Source organism: Burkholderia sp. MSh2 (assembly GCF_000731655.1).
In the GTDB taxonomy this organism is placed as follows: Bacteria; Pseudomonadota; Gammaproteobacteria; order Burkholderiales; family Burkholderiaceae; genus Burkholderia; species Burkholderia paludis.
Window position 1 is genome coordinate 14,581 of sequence record NZ_JPGM01000058.1, and the last position, 15,651, is coordinate 30,231.

Sequence of the window (15,651 nt, forward strand, 5' to 3'; positions counted from 1 at the left end):
GCCGGCGGCAAGCGCCGCCCGGCCGCCCGGCCGCCCGACGCGCATCGCCTCGCGAGCGCGCCGCTTCCCGGCAGGCTCAACCGGAAAGCGCCTCCTGAGACGTGTCCCGCTCGGCGGCATGCTCGAGCAGATGCGCGACGAAGCGGGTCAGCTTCGGCAGCGGCCGCCGGTCGCGCCGGTACACGATATGGATCGGATGCGGCTCGGGCAGATAGGCTTGCAGCACCGGCACCAGCGCCCCGCTCGCCAGATCGTGCGCCACCAGGACTTCCGGCTGCAGCAGCAATCCCGCGCCCGCGATGGCGGCCATGCGCAGGCCGTTGCCGTCGTCGCACGTGAAGACCGGGTCCGTCGACACCGACGGCCCGTCCCAGCCCGCGAGTTTCCAGCCGTTACGTCCGTTCCATACCGAGTGGGACAGGCAATGATGCACGCCCAGGTCCTGCGGCGTCTCGGGACGGCCATGCCGCGCGAGGTAGCCGGGCGATGCGCAGATCGTCATGCGATACGGGGCCAGCGGCTTCGCGATCAGGTCGACATCGCCGAGCGCACCGATACGGATGGCCAGGTCGAATCCTTCGTCAACCAGGTCGACGACACGATTGCTCAACTCCAGTTCGATGCGCACGAGCGGATACATCTGCTGGAACGCGGCGGCCAGCGGCGCGACGACGCACGAGCCGAAAGTGAGCGGCGCGCTGATGCGCAACGTGCCGGACGGCGACGCGCGCAACCGCTCGACCGAGGTCTCGGCCAGTCGCACGTGTTCAAGCGCGCGCTTCGCATCGTCGTAGAAGACACGCCCCGCATCCGTCAGGCTCTGCCGTCGCGTGGTGCGCTCGAGCATGCGCGCGCCGAGGCGCTCTTCCAGTTCGCGCACGTACTTGCCGACCATGACCGCCGACATTCCGAGCCGCTGCGCCGCCTCGGTGAAATTGCCGCCTTCCACGACGGCAACGAACGTTTCCATTGAGCGCAGCTTGTCCATATTGCGAACCGGCGATTAGTAGTATCGAAAATTAGAGCACATTTATCGGCGCGCCGATTCGACGAACAATGGCCGCTCCAACCTGAATTCGACAAGGAGCCGTTCCATGAAGATCGTTGTAATCGGCGCCGGCGGAGACGTCGGCCGTGCGGTGGCGGATGAGCTGGCGCGTGACGGAACCCATGCCGTCATTCGCGTCGGGCGCACGTCTGGCGACCATCAGGTCGACATCGCCCATGACGAGAGCGTGCATGCGCTGTTCGAAAAAATCGGGCGAGTCGACGCGATCGTCGCCGCCGCGGGCAATGTCATCCTGGCGCCGATCGAAAGGATGACGACGGCCGAGTTCCACCGGGGATTGCAGGACAAGCTGCTGGGTCAGGTACGCGTCGCGCTGGTCGGCCAGCACTACCTGTCCGACGGCGGATCGATCACGCTGACCTCGGGCATCGCGGTCGACGATCCGGTTGCGCAAGGCGCCAACGCCGCGACGTCGAACGCCGGGATCGAAGGCTTCGTGCGCGCCGCCGCGTGCGATTTTCGGCGCGGCATCCGGATCAATGCCGTGAGCCCGACCGTCCTGACGGAATCGATGGACCGGTTCGGTCCGTTTTTTCCAGGCTGCGAGAGCGTGCCGGCCGCGCGCGTGGCGTTGGCCTATCGGCGCAGCGTGGAAGGGGTGCATAGCGGTCGCGTCTATCGCGTGGGTCATTGACGCAGCGGGCTCGCCGCGCGAGCCCGCTTCCCGCGCTGCGCCGCCTGCCCGGGGTTCCGCCAGGCCGTCACGGCGCCGACGACCGGCAGCAGCGCCGAGACGGGCAACGCCCGCTCCACCCCGTCGATGAACGACGCCGCCCCGGGCGCCCGCACGAAGAAGCCGAACAACGCGCCCCCCCATCACGCCGCCCACCTGCCGCGCGGTGTTCAGCAACCCCGACGCGATCCCGGATTGCGCGGCGCTCACGGCGGCCCGCGCCGCCCCGGTCTCCCCGTGTTCGTCAGGCCGCCGCCCTCAACCACGCAAGCAGATCCGCCTGCGCCGTGCCGTCCGCGATGGGCGCCGGCGTCAGCAGGCAATAGTGCGAGCCGTCGTCGACGAACCCCATCGGCGCGACCAGCACGCCGCTGTCGATGTCGTCGCGAACGAGATGCCACGGGCCGATCGCGACGCCGAGCCCCGCGACCGCCGCCTGCAGGCTGAAATAGAAATGGTCGAACCGCTGCCCGCGCCCGCCCGCGGCCGGCCGATTCGCCGCCGCGGCCCATTCCTTCCATGCGCCCGGCCGGGTCCGCGTATGCAGTAGCGGCGCATCCGGCTTCAACGTGCAATCGCCGCGACGCGAGGCAAACCACGCACCGGCCTTGTCGGGCCGGCAGACCGGCCCCACCCGCTCGGCGAACAGCGGCTCGGCGTGACAACCGGCGGGCCACGCAAAATCGCTGCGACGAATCGCCATGTCGATGCCGCCGTCGAACGAGAATGGCCCGCCCCCGGCCGCCAGGTGAATGTCGACGCCCGCATGCCGCGCCTGGAAATCCGGCCAGCGCGGAATCAGCCAGCGCATCAGCAGCGTCGGTTCGCACGACAGGACCCAGCGCCGCGCCCGTGCAGCCTCGACGCGCAATTCGTCCGCCGCGTGACGCATCAGCCCCAGCCCGTCATGCACCGCCCGGGCCAGCTTGCGGCCCGCGTCGGTCAGAAACACGCGACGGCTGCGCCGCTCGAACAGCGCCACGCCCAGATCGTCCTCGAGCAGACGCACCGCCCGGCTGACCGCGCCATGCGTCACGCACAGCTCGTCGGCGGCCCGGCTGAAATGCTCGTGACGCGCCGCCGCCTCGAAGCAGCGCAAGGCCATCAGCGATGGCAGGTGCGAACGGATCGATGGTGAATCCAGCTCACCATTCTGGTCAGAAATCATCGCTTTTCCCGGGCGGATACGGTCTCTACGATTGTGCCATGACGACACCGACCGAAAGGACGACACGATGACAGAATGGATAGTTGTAGTCACGATCACGCTGCTGGCCGTGATCAGCCCGGGCCCCGACTTCGCGATGGTCACGCGCAACAGCCTGATGCTGTCGCGCCGCTCGGGCGTGCTCACGGCACTCGGGATCGGGCTCGGCGTCACGGTCCACGTGAGCTACACGCTGCTGGGCGTGGGCCTGCTGATCCGGCAATCGCCGTGGCTCTTCAATACCGTCAAGCTGATCGGCGCGGTCTACCTGGTCTACCTGGGCGCAAGGATGCTCATGACGAAGGCCGCCGACGGGCGACCCGCCGCCGGGGTCGCGCCGCTGTCCGACCTGGCCGCGCTGCGCACCGGCTTCCTGACCAATGCGCTGAACCCCAAGACCACGGTGTTCATCGTCAGCCTGTTCATGCAGGCCGTGCGACCCGACACGCCGCTGATCGTGCAGCTCGGCTATGGCGCGTTCATCGCGCTGGCGCACGCCGGCTGGTTCAGCCTGGTCGCCCTGTGCTTCTCCGCGCCGGCCGTCCGCGATCGCCTGCTGTCGCTGCGCCACTGGATCGACCGCACCTTCGGATGCCTGCTCGTGGGCTTCGGCGTCGCGCTCGCGATCGCGCGCGGCGGACGCTGATCCGGACGCCCGCGCTGGCGCCGCCGCCGGGCGCGGCCGGGCCGACGGGCCGCCCGGCTCAGCGCCGCGTGCTCAAGCCCGCCCGCGCGCCGACCGGCTCCCGGCTGCGCCCGAGCAGCGCCGCCAGCGAGAGATCCACGAGCTTGCCGAACGGCGCGCGCAGCAGGCTCGGCAGGTTCCAGCGCCCCTGCACGAACACGCCCTTGGCATGGCTCATCGCGCGGAACCCCTCGATGCCGTGATACGCGCCCATCCCGCTCGGGCCGACACCGCCGAACGGCAGGTCTTCCTGCGCGACATGCAGCAGCGTGTTGTTGATGCCGACGTTGCCCGACGTGGTGCGCGCCAGCAACGTCTCGCAATCGCCGTCCCGCGCGCCGAAGTAATACAGCGCAAGCGGCCGCGGGCGCGCATTCACGTAATCGACGACTTCGTCGATCGTGCGATACGTGCGCACCGGCAGGATCGGCCCGAAGATCTCTTCCTGCATGACGGCCGTATCGTCGCCGGCCCCGACGATCAGCGTGGGCGCGAGCGTCCGCTTGCGGGTGGCCGCCTGCTTCGGGTTCACGCCCGCCTCGATCACGCGCGCGCCTTTGCTGCGCGCCTCGTCGACGAGCCCTTTCAATCGATCGAAATGCCGGTCGCTGACGATCGACGTGTAGTCCTGGCTGGTCGGCCCGCCCGGGTAGAAACGCGCAACGGCCGCATCGTATTGCGTGACGAACGCGTCCAGGTCGTCCTCGTGCACCAGCGCGTAGTCGGGCGCCACGCAGGTCTGCCCGCCGTTCGACAGCTTGCCGAACACGATGCTGGAGACCGACCGCTCGTCGACGTGCCCCCTCGCGACGATCGCCGGGCTCTTGCCGCCGAGTTCGAGCGTCACCGGCACCAGGTTGTCGCTGGCTGCCTTCATGACCTTGCGGCCCACCTGCGTGCTGCCGGTAAACAGCAGGTGATCGAACGGCAGGCCGCTGAACGCGGCGCCGATTTCCGGCCCGCCGAGCACGACCGCGACTTCTTCGCTCGCGAAGGTCTCCGCGAGCATCCGGCGCATCACCTCGCTGGTGCGCGGCGTCAGCTCCGAGGGCTTGAGCATCGCGCGATTGCCCGCGGCCAGCGCGGTGGCCAGCGGAATGAAGGTCAGCGCGAACGGGTAGTTCCATGGCGCCATCACGCCGACGACGCCCAGCGGCTGATATTCCACATGGGCGTGCCCGGCGCGATAGAGGAGGCCGACATGCCGGCGCTGCGGCTTCATGAAGCGGCGCAGGTTGCGCGTCAGGTAGTCGATCGCCTGGATCACGCCGACCAGTTCCATGATCGCCGTCTCGTGTCGCGAGCGATGCCCGAAATCGGCGCTGACCGCCTCCTCCACTTCGCGGCGATATGCGAGCACCACGGCGCGCAGCCGCGCGAGCCGCGCCTTGCGCTGCTGCAGGCTCGGCGGCCCCTCGCCGACAAACGCGTCGCGCTGGCGGGCCAGCAACGCCGCCGGATCGAGGCTCGAGCGGGATTCCGCGGAAACGGCCATGGTGCACCTCACGAAAGAGCGTTGATGTAGACACTGTCAACTTGCATGCAGCGGATCATAGGCCCACAATGTTTTCCCTGTCAACATAGGAGAAGCACGATGCCGTCGAACGCGGATGCGGACACCGGGCACAAGGCTTATCACCACGGCGATCTGCGTCGCGCAATCATCGACACGGCGCTCGACACGCTGCAGGAGCAACAAGGCTGGCAGTTCACGCTGCGTGAAATCGCGCGGCGGGCGAACGTCAGCCACTCCGCGCCGTACCGGCATTTCCCGGACAAGGCCGCGCTGCTTCACGAACTGGCGCTGATCGGTTTCGACCGCCTGCGCGACGAACTCGCCGCGTCCGTCGATCCGGCCGCGGACGCGCCGGCGGTGCTGCTGGCGCTCGCGTACGCCCATCTCGCGTTCGGGCAGCGCAACCCGGACCTCTACCGGCTGATGTTTGCCGCTGACGCCGGGGAGCCTTCGGACATCCACCTCGATCCGCGCGTCCAGGCGCCGTTCCTGCTGGTGGTCGACCTCCTGGAGTGCGGCCAGCGCGCCGGCACGATCCGCCCGCGTCCGGCGCTCGGCCAGGCGACCGCCTGCTGGGCGCACCTGCATGGCCTGACGATGCTCGCGATCGACGGGCGCCTGGTGCGCGAGAAGGTCGGCGATCATGCGATCGAGGATGCATTGGCGACGCTGCTGGACGGCCTCGTGCTGCCCGACGGGCACGCGCCGACGGCCCGCACGAAAGACGCTTGACCTTCGATTTAACTTGAAGGTTATGGTTTGCCTCGGCAGCGTATCGAGGCCATGGGTATGGGTACTGCCATCCGACAATCCGGCGGCGCGTCGCACACGTCCGCCCTTGGCCGATCAACCGGGAACCGCATCATGACCAAGCGTATCCTTCACGTCGTCAGCAACGTCGCGCACTACGCCGATCCGTCGCAACCGACCGGCCTGTGGCTGTCCGAGCTGACGCATGCCCATCACATCTTCGCGGCGCACGGCTACGAGCAGCGGCTCGTGAGCCCGAAGGGCGGCGTGTCGCCGCTGGAGCCGCGCTCGCTCAAATGGCCGCATGCCGACGCCGCCGCGAAGGCGTGGCGCGCCGACCAGGCCAACGCGGCGCTGCTCGCCACCACGGCACGCCCCGACGAGATCGATCCGGCCGATTTCGATGCGATCTACTTCACCGGCGGCCACGCGGTGATGTGGGACTACCCGGACGACGCGGGCCTGCAGCGGCTCACCCGCGAGATCTACGAACGCGGCGGCATCGTGTCGTCGGTCTGCCACGGCTACTGCGGGCTGCTGAACACGAAGCTGTCGGACGGCTCGCTGCTGGTCGCCGGACGCCGGATCACCGGCTATTCGTGGGTGGAGGAAATCCTCGCCGGCGTGGCGAAGAAAGTGCCCTATAACGTCGAGCAGCAGATGCAGGAGCGCGGTGCGCGCTACGAGAAGGCGCTGCTGCCGTTCACGTCGAACGTCGTCGTCGACGGCCGCCTGGTCACCGGCCAGAATCCGCAATCCGCAAAGGCGACCGCCGAACAGGTCGTCGCGCTTCTTTGACGTGACGTGACGTGATGCGACGCGACGTGACGGCCGCCGCCCCGGGAGCAGGCCGTCCGGCGCGACACCCGTTCGTCACGCGCGGAGGCGGCGCCGTCGCCTTCGTCCATCGCATTCGCGGGCGGGATGCGCGACGGCAGCGTCCTTGAACGACGAACGGCACGCGCGCTCAGACGACCTCGAACCGCAGCCCCGCATGGCGAACCAGACGCTCGATGTACCGTTCGTCGAACATCGTCGCGGGCGTCCAGAAGCCGCCGCCGCGTCCGGTCTTGACGCCGTCGGCGACGCAATCCAGCGCGAGGCTGATCGCGGCCTGGCCGAGCATCTTGCCGGTGGAGCCGTAGCCCGGATCGCGATCGCCGGTGACCGTCACGCGCACGGTCCGTCCGTCGTCGGCGCGCCCGAAAAAGCGCAGATCGTAGCGGCCGGCCTGCTGGGCCTCGACACTCGGCCCCTCGCCGGGCTTCGGCAACAGGAAGCGCTCCATCAGGCCGCGCACCGGCCCGATGACGACGCCCACCATGAACGCGCCGAGGCCGGCCACCATCGTCAGCGCGGTCAGGCGGCCCTTGAGGCCCACGCCCGTCATCACCGCTTCGTCGTAGCTGAAGCGGCTGCCGTACGCATCGTCCGCGAGCGCATTGGAACGATGCACCACCCGCTCGTTGATCGCCGCCATCACGAACGGCGCGATCCACGCGTCGCAGTCGCGATCGAATTCCGCCGACCGCACCGCATGCTGGCGCACCGTGAAGCCGTGCCCCTTCGGGCACAGCGAATAAGGATCGAGCAGTTCCCGGCGCAATGCCGGGTCGGCCGCCGCTTCGCGAACGACGTTGATCACGCTCGCCACCGTGCCGCCCGACGCGCCGCCCTTCAGCGTCCTCACGCGCATCTTCACCTGCGCGGCCGGTGCGCCCCATTGCCGCCGCGCCTGTTGCTGCAGGAAGAACACGCCCAGGTCCGACGGCACCGAATCGAAGCCGCAGCAATGGACGATGCGCGCGCCGGATCGCCGGGCCGCCGGCTCGTACTTCTCGATCATCCGTTTGATCCACTGCGTCTCGCCGGTCAGGTCGCAGTAGTCGGTGCCGGTTTCCGCGCAGATCCTGACCAGCGGCTCGCCGTAAAGCGCGTAGGGGCCGACGGTGGACACGACCACCCGCGTTTGCGCGCAGAGCGCGCGAAGCTGCGCGTCATCGGCCGCGTCGGCGACGACGATCGGCACGGACGGTCCGGCCGCGCCCAGCGTTTCCCTGACCTGCCGGAGCTTCGCTTCGGAGCGGCCGGCGATGGCCCAGCGCAGCGGCTCGCCGGCGCCCGACAGGTACTCGGACAGGTAGCGGGCCAGGATCTGCCCGACGAAGCTGGTGGCGCCAAATACGACGAGATCGTGGGTCGGCTGGGTCATGGACGATTCCTTCGGCGCCGGCGTGGCGTGGACATCCGCGGGGTTAGCGTGGCGTTCCGGGTTCATCGAATCCCTTCAGCGGAGTCGGCAGGTTCAGGACCAGCTGCGCGTCCTTCACCACGTCGAGACGCAGGACGGTGGATGCGCCGAGCCCGTCGAGCAGCTGGCTCAGTGGGCCGCCGTGCCGCACCAGCTCGACGTTGCGCGGCAACAGGCGCTGGGCGAACGAGAGCGTATTGGTCTGCACCGTCGACTGATGCCATTCGCCGTCGATGCGATTGATCATCGTCGTCGTGCCCAGGCGGGACTGGGGCGCGGCCTCGGTCAGCGCCGGCAGCGGCACGCTCAGGCTCAGGTCCGGCCGGCCGCCCGGGCCCGCAATGCGGGCGCTGGCGACCGCGCCGAGGTTCACGTCGATATCGGCGAGCCACTTGGGCAACTGATAACCGTGGACGCCGCGCACCCGCGCGATTTCCGTGGTGACCGGCAGCGCCAGCACGTGCGCGACGAAGCTCCGGCGTCGCATCGAGTCGATCAGCTCGAGCGCGTGCGACCCCGTCGCGCCGGGCCGGCGGATGACCACCGCGACCGACACTTCGTCATAGGGATCGTTGTCGCAGACGGAATACGAAAAGAAGGTCAGTGCGACCAGCCCGCGGCCGGGCAGCGCGCGCAGCGGTTCGAGCGGCGCCGGCAGCGTGGCCCGCAGCCGTTCGAGCGGCGCCAGGAACAGGAGCTGAATGCTGCTGGAGCGGTAGTAGAAGTTCGGCGCCCAGGTCGGACCGACCCGCGACATGACCTGGCGCTTCGGAATCCGGCGGAAAAAATCGATGTTCCCCGCGGCGGGATCGCGCGCCACCTCGTTCAGGTCGGGATTCATCCGGAACCGGTCGTAGTACCCGCCCTCGGGCACGTCGACCTTGTGCGGCCCGAATTCGACCTGAGTGAAACGTCTGTCCATGCTGGTTGCCCCTCGTCGATGATCGACCGTGGCAGGCAACACCCGAAGCCTGCTGATGCACCGCCGTCAGCAGGCACTCTAAGTTTGAAGTCGACTTCAAGGTCAAGGGTCCGAATAGAGGAGCAAGTCGGATTGCGTCCGCCCGGAGGCTAGCCACGCGCGCGAAGAAAACCGGGCACCGCCTCCCCGATCGACGCAAGATATCCGGCCATCGCGCCGGCGACCTTCCACACGGCGGGCCGGGCCGTCATCCGGTCGCGCCACGCGAGCAGGCGGGGCGTCTCGTCCGTCATCGGCGCGCCCTTGCGCGCGCCGAACAGTTGCGCCATGTAGAACGCGATGTCGGCGTAGGAATACGTGTCGGCCAGAAATGCACGCTCCCCGAGCACCTGCTCCATGCGCAGGTAGTACTGCGCCGCTGCCGCGCGCGCGGCCTGCGCCGCCGGGTCGTCCGGCGTCCGTTCCAGGCCCATCAGCCGGACGATGTGCGGAAAATAGACCTCGTCGCTGCCATGTTCGAGCTGGCGCGCCACGGCGCGCGCCGCCGGTCCCGCCGGCCACAGCGCGGGATCGGGCTTCAGGTCCTCGAGATATTCGAAGATCTGCGTGGAATCGAATATCTCCAGATCGCCGTCCATCAATACCGGCACCTGCCGCTTCGGATTGATGCGCACCACGTCCGGATGCCTGGGCTCGTAGCCGCGAAGCTGGCTGAACGGCGCCATCACCCGCTCGAAATCGATGCCCTTCTCGTGCGCGGCAATCTCGACCTTCGCACCGAACATGCTCAGGGGCCCGGAAACGATCTTCATGGTTCGATCCTCTTGAGAAAGGTCGCGTCGCTGCGCATCGCACCGGGTGCATCGGATGACGACGGTATCCGCAGGCCGCGCCGGCGCCATCAGATTTCGTCGGAAAACTCTTCCAGAAAGCGGTGCAACCGATCGCGCCGAACCAGCGCCAGACGGGTGCCGGTGACAGTCTGGAAACCGGTCGACAGCTTCAGCAGCTTCGTGCGGAAGTGATCGAGGGCGAATCGCGTGTCGTCGAGCGCCCGTCTCTCGGCATGCGGATCGTCCGGATCGTACAGCGCGCTGCCCATCCGGCCCGCGACATAGAAGCATCGCGCGACGCCCACCATCCCGATCGCGTCGAGCCGGTCGGCGTCCTGCAGCACCTTGGCCTCCAGCGTCAGCGGCGCGATGCAGGCCGAGAAACTGTGCGCCTCGATCGCATGCGCGACCGCGTCGATCTTCGCGTCGGGCCAGTCGAGCGACGTCAGCACCCGCCGGGCCTTTTCCGCCGCCAGCCGCGATGCCTGCGCGCGCAGCGGAGAATTTTTCTCCACCGCCACGCAGTCGTGCAGCAGCGTCGCCGCCAGCAGCACTTCGGCGTCGCCGCCCTCTTCGGCCTGGATGGCGGCCGCGTTCTTCCACACGCGTTGCAGATGCGACGTGTCGTGAGCGCCGTCGTCGTGGGTGTCGTTCCAGTGAGCCAGCAGGGTCCTGGCCAGATCCTGAAAGGGTGCGAAAGCGGGGAGAGTCATGGATGAACGCGTCGGGGACGGGATGCCGATTATCTCCCAGGCGCCGCGAGAAAAAGCAAGCCACGGCGGCGCCCGGCGGCGACGCGTTCGCATCGGTCGAACCGTCACCTCGGGCGGAACCCGGTTGGCTTATAGTGCGGCATGCCCATTCGACGAGGAGCGCCGCCATGACCTTGCTGGCCAACGGACCGTTTGAAGTGAAGCTGAATCCCGAACCCCTGAGTCCCGTCGCGGGCGCTACCGGGCTCGGCCGCATGTCGCTCGACAAGCAGTTTCACGGCGATCTGGAAGCCGTCAGCCACGGAGAGATGCTCGCGTTTCGCAGCGACGTGCAGGGCTCCGCCGGCTATGTGGCGATGGAAACGGTGCAAGGCGCGCTCGGCGGCCGCCACGGCAGCTTCGTCCTGCAGCACAGTGCCACGATGACCCGCGGGCAACCGCGGCAGTCGATCACCGTCGTGCCCGATTCCGGCACGGGGGCGTTGCTGGGGCTCGCCGGCTCGATGACCATCGACGTCGACAACGGCCGTCATGCCTACCGCTTCGAATACACGCTGCCCGAATCGCCGCAATGACCGGCCTCGCGGCGAGGCCGCTGCCGGATTGCACCGCCGGCTCCTTCGAGAACGTCGCGGCGTTCGCCCCGGCGAAATCCGGCGGCTGCGCTTCGACGGCATCGGCGGGTTCATCCACGATCGCGTCGACGAACCCGGCTGCTGCGGCGGCGGGCGTTGCCGTCGCCGCGCCTTGAGGGTGGAGTCGCCGGCGGCTCAGTTCCACGCATGGCGGGCCGGACGCACGCCGTTCAGGTAGTAGTTGCCGACGAGGTGATATTTCCAGCGCACCGGATCGTGCAGCGTATGCGTGCGCGCATTGCGCCAGTGCCGGTCGAGATTGTGCTCGGCCAGCGTCGCCTGCGTGCCGGCCAGCTCGAACAGCTTCTCGCCCGCGAGCAGCGCGATCTCGGTCGTCAGCACCTTCGCCTCCCCGACCGCCACCGACGCGCGCGCGACGTCGTCCTCGGTCACGTCGCCCCGCGCCGCGATCTCGTCGAGCGTGCGCGCCGCGCGCTCGAGCAGCGCCTCCGCCGCATGCAGCTGAATATGCAGGTGGCCGATCTCGCGGATCGTCAACGGATCGTCGGCCGCCCGCTCGACGCCGCTGTCGACCCACGGCCGCGTGCGCGTGCGGACGAACGCCAGCGTATCGTCGAGCGCGGCCCGGGCGATGCCCGCGTCGATCGCGGCCTGGATGATCTGCGACAGCGGGCCGTTCAGCGTCGGCAGGTCCGACACGCGCTGGGCCGGCAGCACGTGCGAGGCCGGCACGCGCACGTTGTCGAGCACCACCGTGCCGCTCGCCGTGGTCCGCTGCCCGAAGCCCGACCAGTCGTCGATCACGGCCAGCCCCGGCGCCGGCTGGCGGATATACGCGAGCCACGCGTGGCGCTCGTCGTCGAGGCCGAGCACCGGCACGTAGTGCGCGAACAGCGCCCCGGTCGAATAGAACTTGGTGCCGTCGACGACGAAATCGTCGCCGTCCCGGCGCACGCGCGTCTTCAGGTCGAGCACGTGCTTCGTGCCCTTCTCCGAGAAGCCGTTGCCGAACCGCTTGCCGCTCAGCACCTCGGAAAAGAAATGGCGCTTCTGCGCGTCGGTGCCGGTCAGCGCGATCACGTCGACCAGCCCGAAATGATTCTGCGGCAACTGCCCGAGCGACGGATCGGCTGCCGCAACGATCTTCACGACCTCCGTCAGCGTCACATGCGACACGCCCGCGCCGCCGTATGCCTTCGGCACGGTGATGGCCCACAGCCCCGACTGCGAGAACCATTCGATCTCGTCGCGCGGCAGCCGGCGCTCCCGGTCGCGTTCGGCCGCGCCTTGCGCGAGCCGCTGCGCCAGCGCATGCGCGGCCTCGATGGCCTGCGCGTCGTCGGCGATCACGCGGGCCGCCTGCGCTTTCGTATCGGCCGGCGGTTCCTGAATCGTGGCGCTCGTCTCTGACATCGGGCTCTCCTGCTGAGTAACGGGAACACGCAATCTAGCAGCGCCCCGCGCGCGGGCAAACCGAGCGATTCGCACAACGATATTCCTTCGGATGACAAACGATGCGGCATGCCGCCCGTACGCAACCCCGCTACAACCGCGCATCAGCAGCGCGATCGACGTCGCAGCATCGATCGCGCACCAACTCGTCCGCGTAATGCCCCGCGGCGATAACGATGTACGAATCCGTTATTGGATCGTCAGCACGGCGCTTCCTATACTGGCCTGCCGGCATCGACGGCCCCGCCATCAAGGACCACCGCATGACTTCGTCTCACGCAGCATCCGAACTTTCCACCGGCACCGATTACGACGCGCTGGCCGGGCGCTTCAGGCCGATCTTCGAACGGATCGCGGCCGGCACCGCGGAACGCGAGCGCCGCCGCGAACTACCGCACGAGGCGATCGGCTGGCTGAAGGCCGCCGGCTTCGGCGCGGTGCGGCTGCCGGTGCGCGACGGCGGCGCCGGCGCGTCGCTGCCGCAGCTGTTCCGGCTGCTGACCGAACTCGCCGCCGCCGATTCCAATCTGCCGCAGGCGCTGCGCGGGCACTTCGCGTTCGTCGAGGACTGGCTGAACGCGCCGCCGAGCGCCGACCGCGAGACATGGTTCCGGCGCTTCGCGCAAGGCCAGCTCGTCGGCAATGCGTGGACGGAAACCGGCGACGTGACGCTCGGCCAGACCATCACGAAGGTCTCGGAAAAGAACGGCCGGCTCGTGCTGAACGGCCGGAAGTTCTACAGCACCGGCAGCCTGTTCGCCGACTGGATCGACGTGTTCGCGCAACGCGCGGACGACGGCAGCGACGTGATCGTCGCGGTCGCGACCGCACAGCCCGGCGTGATCCGCGAGGACGACTGGGACGGTTTCGGACAGACGACGACCGGCAGCGGCACCACGCGCTTCGAGGATGCGACGGTCGACGCGCGGGACGTGCTCGACTTCGCACGACGCTTCAAATACCAGACCGCGTTCTACCAGCTTTTCCACGTCGCGACGCTGGCCGGCATCGGCCGCGCGATTGTGCGCGACGCGGGCGACCTGGTCCGCCGCCGCACCCGCGTGTACAGCCACGGCAACGCGCCGCGCGCGGGCGACGACGCGCAACTCCAGCAGGTGATCGGCGAGATCGCGTCATGGGCCTATGCGGCCGACGCCCTCGCGCTGCGCGCCGCGCAGCCGCTGCAACAGGCCTACGAGGCGCGCTTCGGCGGCGACGCGGCGGCCGAGCACGACGCCAACGTCGCGGCCGAGATCGAATCCGCGCAGAGCCAGCTCGTCGTGTCCGAACTCGTGCTGCGCGCGGCGACGCGCCTGTTCGACGCGCTCGGCGCTTCCGCGACCCGCAGCACGACGGCGCTCGACCGCCACTGGCGCAACGCGCGCACCGTGGCGTCGCACAACCCGCTCGTCTACAAGGCGCGGATCGTCGGCGACTGGGTCATCAACGGGCGCACGCCGCCGTTCGTCTGGCAGGTCGGCAACGGCCCGGGCGCGCCGGTGGAAACGGAAACGGGAGCGGCCCGATGAGCAAGACCATTCGCTTCAATGCGTTCGAGATGAACTGCGTCGGCCACCAGTCGCCCGGACTGTGGGCCCATCCGCGCGACCGGTCGTGGCAGTACAAGGACCTCGACTACTGGACCGACCTCGCCCGCGTGCTCGAACGCGGGATCTTCGACGCGATCTTCATCGCGGACGTGATCGGCTACTACGACGTCTACAAGGGCAGCAACTATCACGCGCTGCACCAGGCCGCGCAGATTCCGGTCAACGATCCGCTGCAGCTCGCCGCGCCGATCGCGATGGCCACCGAGCATCTCGGCATCGGCATCACCGCGTCGACGACGTTCGAGCACCCGTATACGTTCGCACGCAGGCTGTCGACCGCCGACCATCACACGAAGGGCCGGCTCGCGTGGAACATCGTCACGTCCTACCTCGAAAGCGGCGCGAAGAACGTCGGCGATCACGGCCTGCGCACCCACGACGATCGCTACGCGGTCGCGGCCGAATACATCGAGGTGCTGTACAAGCTGTTCGAGGGCAGCTGGGAGGACGGCGCGGTGGTCCGCGATCGCGACGGCCGCGTGTTCACGCATCCGGAGAAAGTGCACGAGATCGGCCACAAGGGCCGCTTCTTCGAGGTGCCCGGCTACCACCTGTGCGAACCGTCGCCGCAGCGCACGCCGGTGCTGTTCCAGGCGGGCGCGTCCGGCCCCGGCAAGGCGTTCGCCGCGCAGCACGCCGAATGCGTGTTCGTCGCCGCGCCGACCCGCGCGCTGCTCGCGCGCTACGTCGCCGACGTGCGCGCGCAGGCCGCCGCCGCGGGGCGCGACGCCGCCAAGGTGTTGATCTACAACCTCGTCACCGTGATCGTCGACGAAACCGACGAGAAGGCGCAGGCCAAGTTCGACGAGTATCGCAACTACGTGTCGTACGACGGCTCGCTGGTGTTCATGTCCGGCTGGACCGGCATCGACTTCGGCCAGTACGCGCCGGACGATCCCGTCAGGCGCGTCGAGACGAATGCGATCGTGTCGGCGGTCGAGCACCTGTCGGGCGGCGACACCGCGTGGACGATCGGGGAACTGGCCGCCTGGGGCGGCATCGGCGGCCTGGGCCCGGTGTTCGTCGGGTCGGCGTCGACCGTCGCCGACATCCTGCAGGAATGGGTCGCCGCCACCGACGTGGACGGCTTCAACCTCGCGTACGCGGTGGCGCACGAAACCTTCGAGGATGTCGTGCGTCACCTCGTTCCGGAGCTGCAGCGGCGCGGCGTGTACCCGACCGCCTATGCGCCGGGCACGCTGCGCGAGAAGCTGTTCGGCGAGTCGGCGCGGCTGCCCGACGCGCATCCGGCCGCGCAGTTCCGCGACATCGAACAGGTCAAGCGCGACGCCGAACGCGTGGCCGCCTGCGCGTGACGGCCAGCCGGCGGCGGGCCGCACGGCTCGCCGGCCGGGGGACGATCGTTCGGCAGGC

Annotated in this window: 17 protein-coding genes; 8 read left to right on the forward strand and 9 right to left on the reverse strand. The window is 68.9% G+C overall.

The window, feature by feature from the left end; translation table 11 throughout:
• Window positions 1–76 precede the first annotated feature (76 nt).
• Complete coding sequence (locus GQ57_RS29435; RefSeq protein ID WP_034199719.1) at window positions 77–988, reverse strand: LysR family transcriptional regulator; 912 nt, start codon at window positions 986–988, stop codon at window positions 77–79.
• Window positions 989–1,094: 106 nt separating this feature from the next.
• Between GQ57_RS29435 and GQ57_RS29440 the strand changes: the two genes are divergently transcribed.
• Window positions 1,095–1,703: a short chain dehydrogenase gene (locus GQ57_RS29440; protein ID WP_034199720.1), complete on the forward strand. Its 609-nt coding sequence runs from the start codon at window positions 1,095–1,097 to the stop codon at window positions 1,701–1,703.
• Here the strand turns inward: GQ57_RS29440 and GQ57_RS43150 are convergent.
• The gene (locus GQ57_RS43150; protein WP_160257563.1) at window positions 1,697–1,873 is read right to left on the reverse strand and encodes a hypothetical protein; all 177 of its coding nucleotides are present in this window, start codon (window positions 1,871–1,873) and stop codon (window positions 1,697–1,699) included. The genes GQ57_RS29440 and GQ57_RS43150 overlap by 7 nt on opposite strands.
• 113 nt (window positions 1,874–1,986) lie before the next feature.
• Complete coding sequence (locus GQ57_RS29445) at window positions 1,987–2,910, reverse strand: LysR family transcriptional regulator (RefSeq protein WP_034199721.1); 924 nt, start codon at window positions 2,908–2,910, stop codon at window positions 1,987–1,989.
• A 67-nt stretch (window positions 2,911–2,977) separates the two neighbouring features.
• Between GQ57_RS29445 and GQ57_RS29450 the strand changes: the two genes are divergently transcribed.
• The gene (locus GQ57_RS29450; RefSeq protein WP_034199740.1) at window positions 2,978–3,595 is read left to right on the forward strand and encodes a LysE family translocator; all 618 of its coding nucleotides are present in this window, start codon (window positions 2,978–2,980) and stop codon (window positions 3,593–3,595) included.
• Between the two features lie 58 nt (window positions 3,596–3,653).
• Here the strand turns inward: GQ57_RS29450 and GQ57_RS29455 are convergent, their stop codons facing one another.
• Window positions 3,654–5,129 carry a coniferyl aldehyde dehydrogenase gene (locus tag GQ57_RS29455; protein WP_034199722.1) on the reverse strand — a complete coding sequence of 492 codons (1,476 nt, stop codon included), beginning with the start codon at window positions 5,127–5,129 and terminating at the stop codon, window positions 3,654–3,656.
• Window positions 5,130–5,228: 99 nt separating this feature from the next.
• On the opposite strand from GQ57_RS29455, the gene GQ57_RS29460 reads away from it, so the two are divergent.
• Both GQ57_RS29460 and GQ57_RS29465 read left to right on the forward strand, forming a co-directional pair.
• On the forward strand, window positions 5,229–5,882 hold the full coding sequence (locus GQ57_RS29460) for a TetR/AcrR family transcriptional regulator (RefSeq protein WP_034199723.1): 654 nt from the start codon (window positions 5,229–5,231) through the stop codon (window positions 5,880–5,882).
• Between the two features lie 132 nt (window positions 5,883–6,014).
• On the forward strand, window positions 6,015–6,698 hold the full coding sequence (locus tag GQ57_RS29465) for a type 1 glutamine amidotransferase domain-containing protein (protein ID WP_034199724.1): 684 nt from the start codon (window positions 6,015–6,017) through the stop codon (window positions 6,696–6,698).
• Window positions 6,699–6,867: 169 nt separating this feature from the next.
• Here GQ57_RS29465 and GQ57_RS29470 read toward each other — a convergent pair whose 3' ends face one another.
• The 4 genes from GQ57_RS29470 to GQ57_RS29485 form a co-directional block, all read right to left on the reverse strand.
• A complete protein-coding gene (locus GQ57_RS29470) occupies window positions 6,868–8,112 on the reverse strand; it encodes a saccharopine dehydrogenase family protein (protein ID WP_034199725.1) in 1,245 nt (414 codons plus the stop codon).
• Window positions 8,113–8,155: 43 nt separating this feature from the next.
• Window positions 8,156–9,073, reverse strand: coding sequence for an acetoacetate decarboxylase family protein (locus GQ57_RS29475; RefSeq protein WP_034199726.1), 918 nt, complete (start codon window positions 9,071–9,073; stop codon window positions 8,156–8,158).
• Between the two features lie 149 nt (window positions 9,074–9,222).
• Complete coding sequence (locus GQ57_RS29480; RefSeq protein ID WP_034199727.1) at window positions 9,223–9,885, reverse strand: glutathione S-transferase family protein; 663 nt, start codon at window positions 9,883–9,885, stop codon at window positions 9,223–9,225.
• 89 nt (window positions 9,886–9,974) lie between these two features.
• Entirely contained in the window at window positions 9,975–10,619 is a 645-nt protein-coding gene (locus tag GQ57_RS29485) for an HD domain-containing protein (RefSeq protein WP_034199728.1), read from the reverse strand.
• Window positions 10,620–10,786: 167 nt separating this feature from the next.
• Between GQ57_RS29485 and GQ57_RS29490 the strand changes: the two genes are divergently transcribed.
• Together GQ57_RS29490 and GQ57_RS29495 are read left to right on the forward strand one after the other, a co-directional pair.
• Complete coding sequence (locus tag GQ57_RS29490) at window positions 10,787–11,194, forward strand: DUF3224 domain-containing protein (protein ID WP_034199729.1); 408 nt, start codon at window positions 10,787–10,789, stop codon at window positions 11,192–11,194.
• A complete protein-coding gene (locus GQ57_RS29495) occupies window positions 11,191–11,370 on the forward strand; it encodes a hypothetical protein (RefSeq protein ID WP_034199730.1) in 180 nt (59 codons plus the stop codon). The genes GQ57_RS29490 and GQ57_RS29495 overlap by 4 nt, the downstream gene beginning before the upstream one ends.
• Before the next feature lie 19 nt (window positions 11,371–11,389).
• Here the strand turns inward: GQ57_RS29495 and GQ57_RS29500 are convergent, their stop codons facing one another.
• Window positions 11,390–12,628, reverse strand: a complete 1,239-nt coding sequence (locus tag GQ57_RS29500; protein WP_031398005.1) for an SfnB family sulfur acquisition oxidoreductase — start codon at window positions 12,626–12,628, stop codon at window positions 11,390–11,392.
• 302 nt (window positions 12,629–12,930) lie between these two features.
• On the opposite strand from GQ57_RS29500, the gene GQ57_RS29505 reads away from it, so the two are divergent.
• A complete protein-coding gene (locus tag GQ57_RS29505; protein ID WP_034199731.1) occupies window positions 12,931–14,196 on the forward strand; it encodes an acyl-CoA dehydrogenase family protein in 1,266 nt (421 codons plus the stop codon).
• Window positions 14,193–15,593, forward strand: coding sequence for an LLM class flavin-dependent oxidoreductase (locus GQ57_RS29510; RefSeq protein WP_031398007.1), 1,401 nt, complete (start codon window positions 14,193–14,195; stop codon window positions 15,591–15,593). The genes GQ57_RS29505 and GQ57_RS29510 overlap by 4 nt, the downstream gene beginning before the upstream one ends.
• The last annotated feature ends 58 nt before the right edge of the window (window positions 15,594–15,651 follow it).

What these genes read in the sequence shown, in the direction of transcription:
- GQ57_RS29465 (WP_034199724.1), top strand. Translation starts at nt 6,015, where the DNA reads ATGACCAAGCGTATCCTTCACGTCGTCAGCAACGTCGCGCACTACGCC.
- GQ57_RS29495 (WP_034199730.1), top strand. Translation starts at nt 11,191, where the DNA reads ATGACCGGCCTCGCGGCGAGGCCGCTGCCGGATTGCACCGCCGGCTCC.
- GQ57_RS29440 (WP_034199720.1), top strand. Translation starts at nt 1,095, where the DNA reads ATGAAGATCGTTGTAATCGGCGCCGGCGGAGACGTCGGCCGTGCGGTG.
- GQ57_RS29460 (WP_034199723.1), top strand. Translation starts at nt 5,229, where the DNA reads ATGCCGTCGAACGCGGATGCGGACACCGGGCACAAGGCTTATCACCAC.
- GQ57_RS29505 (WP_034199731.1), top strand. Translation starts at nt 12,931, where the DNA reads ATGACTTCGTCTCACGCAGCATCCGAACTTTCCACCGGCACCGATTAC.
- GQ57_RS29470 (WP_034199725.1), bottom strand. Translation starts at nt 8,112, where the DNA reads ATGACCCAGCCGACCCACGATCTCGTCGTATTTGGCGCCACCAGCTTC.
- GQ57_RS29455 (WP_034199722.1), bottom strand. Translation starts at nt 5,129, where the DNA reads ATGGCCGTTTCCGCGGAATCCCGCTCGAGCCTCGATCCGGCGGCGTTG.
- GQ57_RS29510 (WP_031398007.1), top strand. Translation starts at nt 14,193, where the DNA reads ATGAGCAAGACCATTCGCTTCAATGCGTTCGAGATGAACTGCGTCGGC.
- GQ57_RS29445 (WP_034199721.1), bottom strand. Translation starts at nt 2,910, where the DNA reads ATGATTTCTGACCAGAATGGTGAGCTGGATTCACCATCGATCCGTTCG.
- GQ57_RS29490 (WP_034199729.1), top strand. Translation starts at nt 10,787, where the DNA reads ATGACCTTGCTGGCCAACGGACCGTTTGAAGTGAAGCTGAATCCCGAA.
- GQ57_RS29475 (WP_034199726.1), bottom strand. Translation starts at nt 9,073, where the DNA reads ATGGACAGACGTTTCACTCAGGTCGAATTCGGGCCGCACAAGGTCGAC.
- GQ57_RS29450 (WP_034199740.1), top strand. Translation starts at nt 2,978, where the DNA reads ATGACAGAATGGATAGTTGTAGTCACGATCACGCTGCTGGCCGTGATC.
- GQ57_RS29435 (WP_034199719.1), bottom strand. Translation starts at nt 988, where the DNA reads ATGGACAAGCTGCGCTCAATGGAAACGTTCGTTGCCGTCGTGGAAGGC.
- GQ57_RS29480 (WP_034199727.1), bottom strand. Translation starts at nt 9,885, where the DNA reads ATGAAGATCGTTTCCGGGCCCCTGAGCATGTTCGGTGCGAAGGTCGAG.
- GQ57_RS29500 (WP_031398005.1), bottom strand. Translation starts at nt 12,628, where the DNA reads ATGTCAGAGACGAGCGCCACGATTCAGGAACCGCCGGCCGATACGAAA.
- GQ57_RS29485 (WP_034199728.1), bottom strand. Translation starts at nt 10,619, where the DNA reads ATGACTCTCCCCGCTTTCGCACCCTTTCAGGATCTGGCCAGGACCCTG.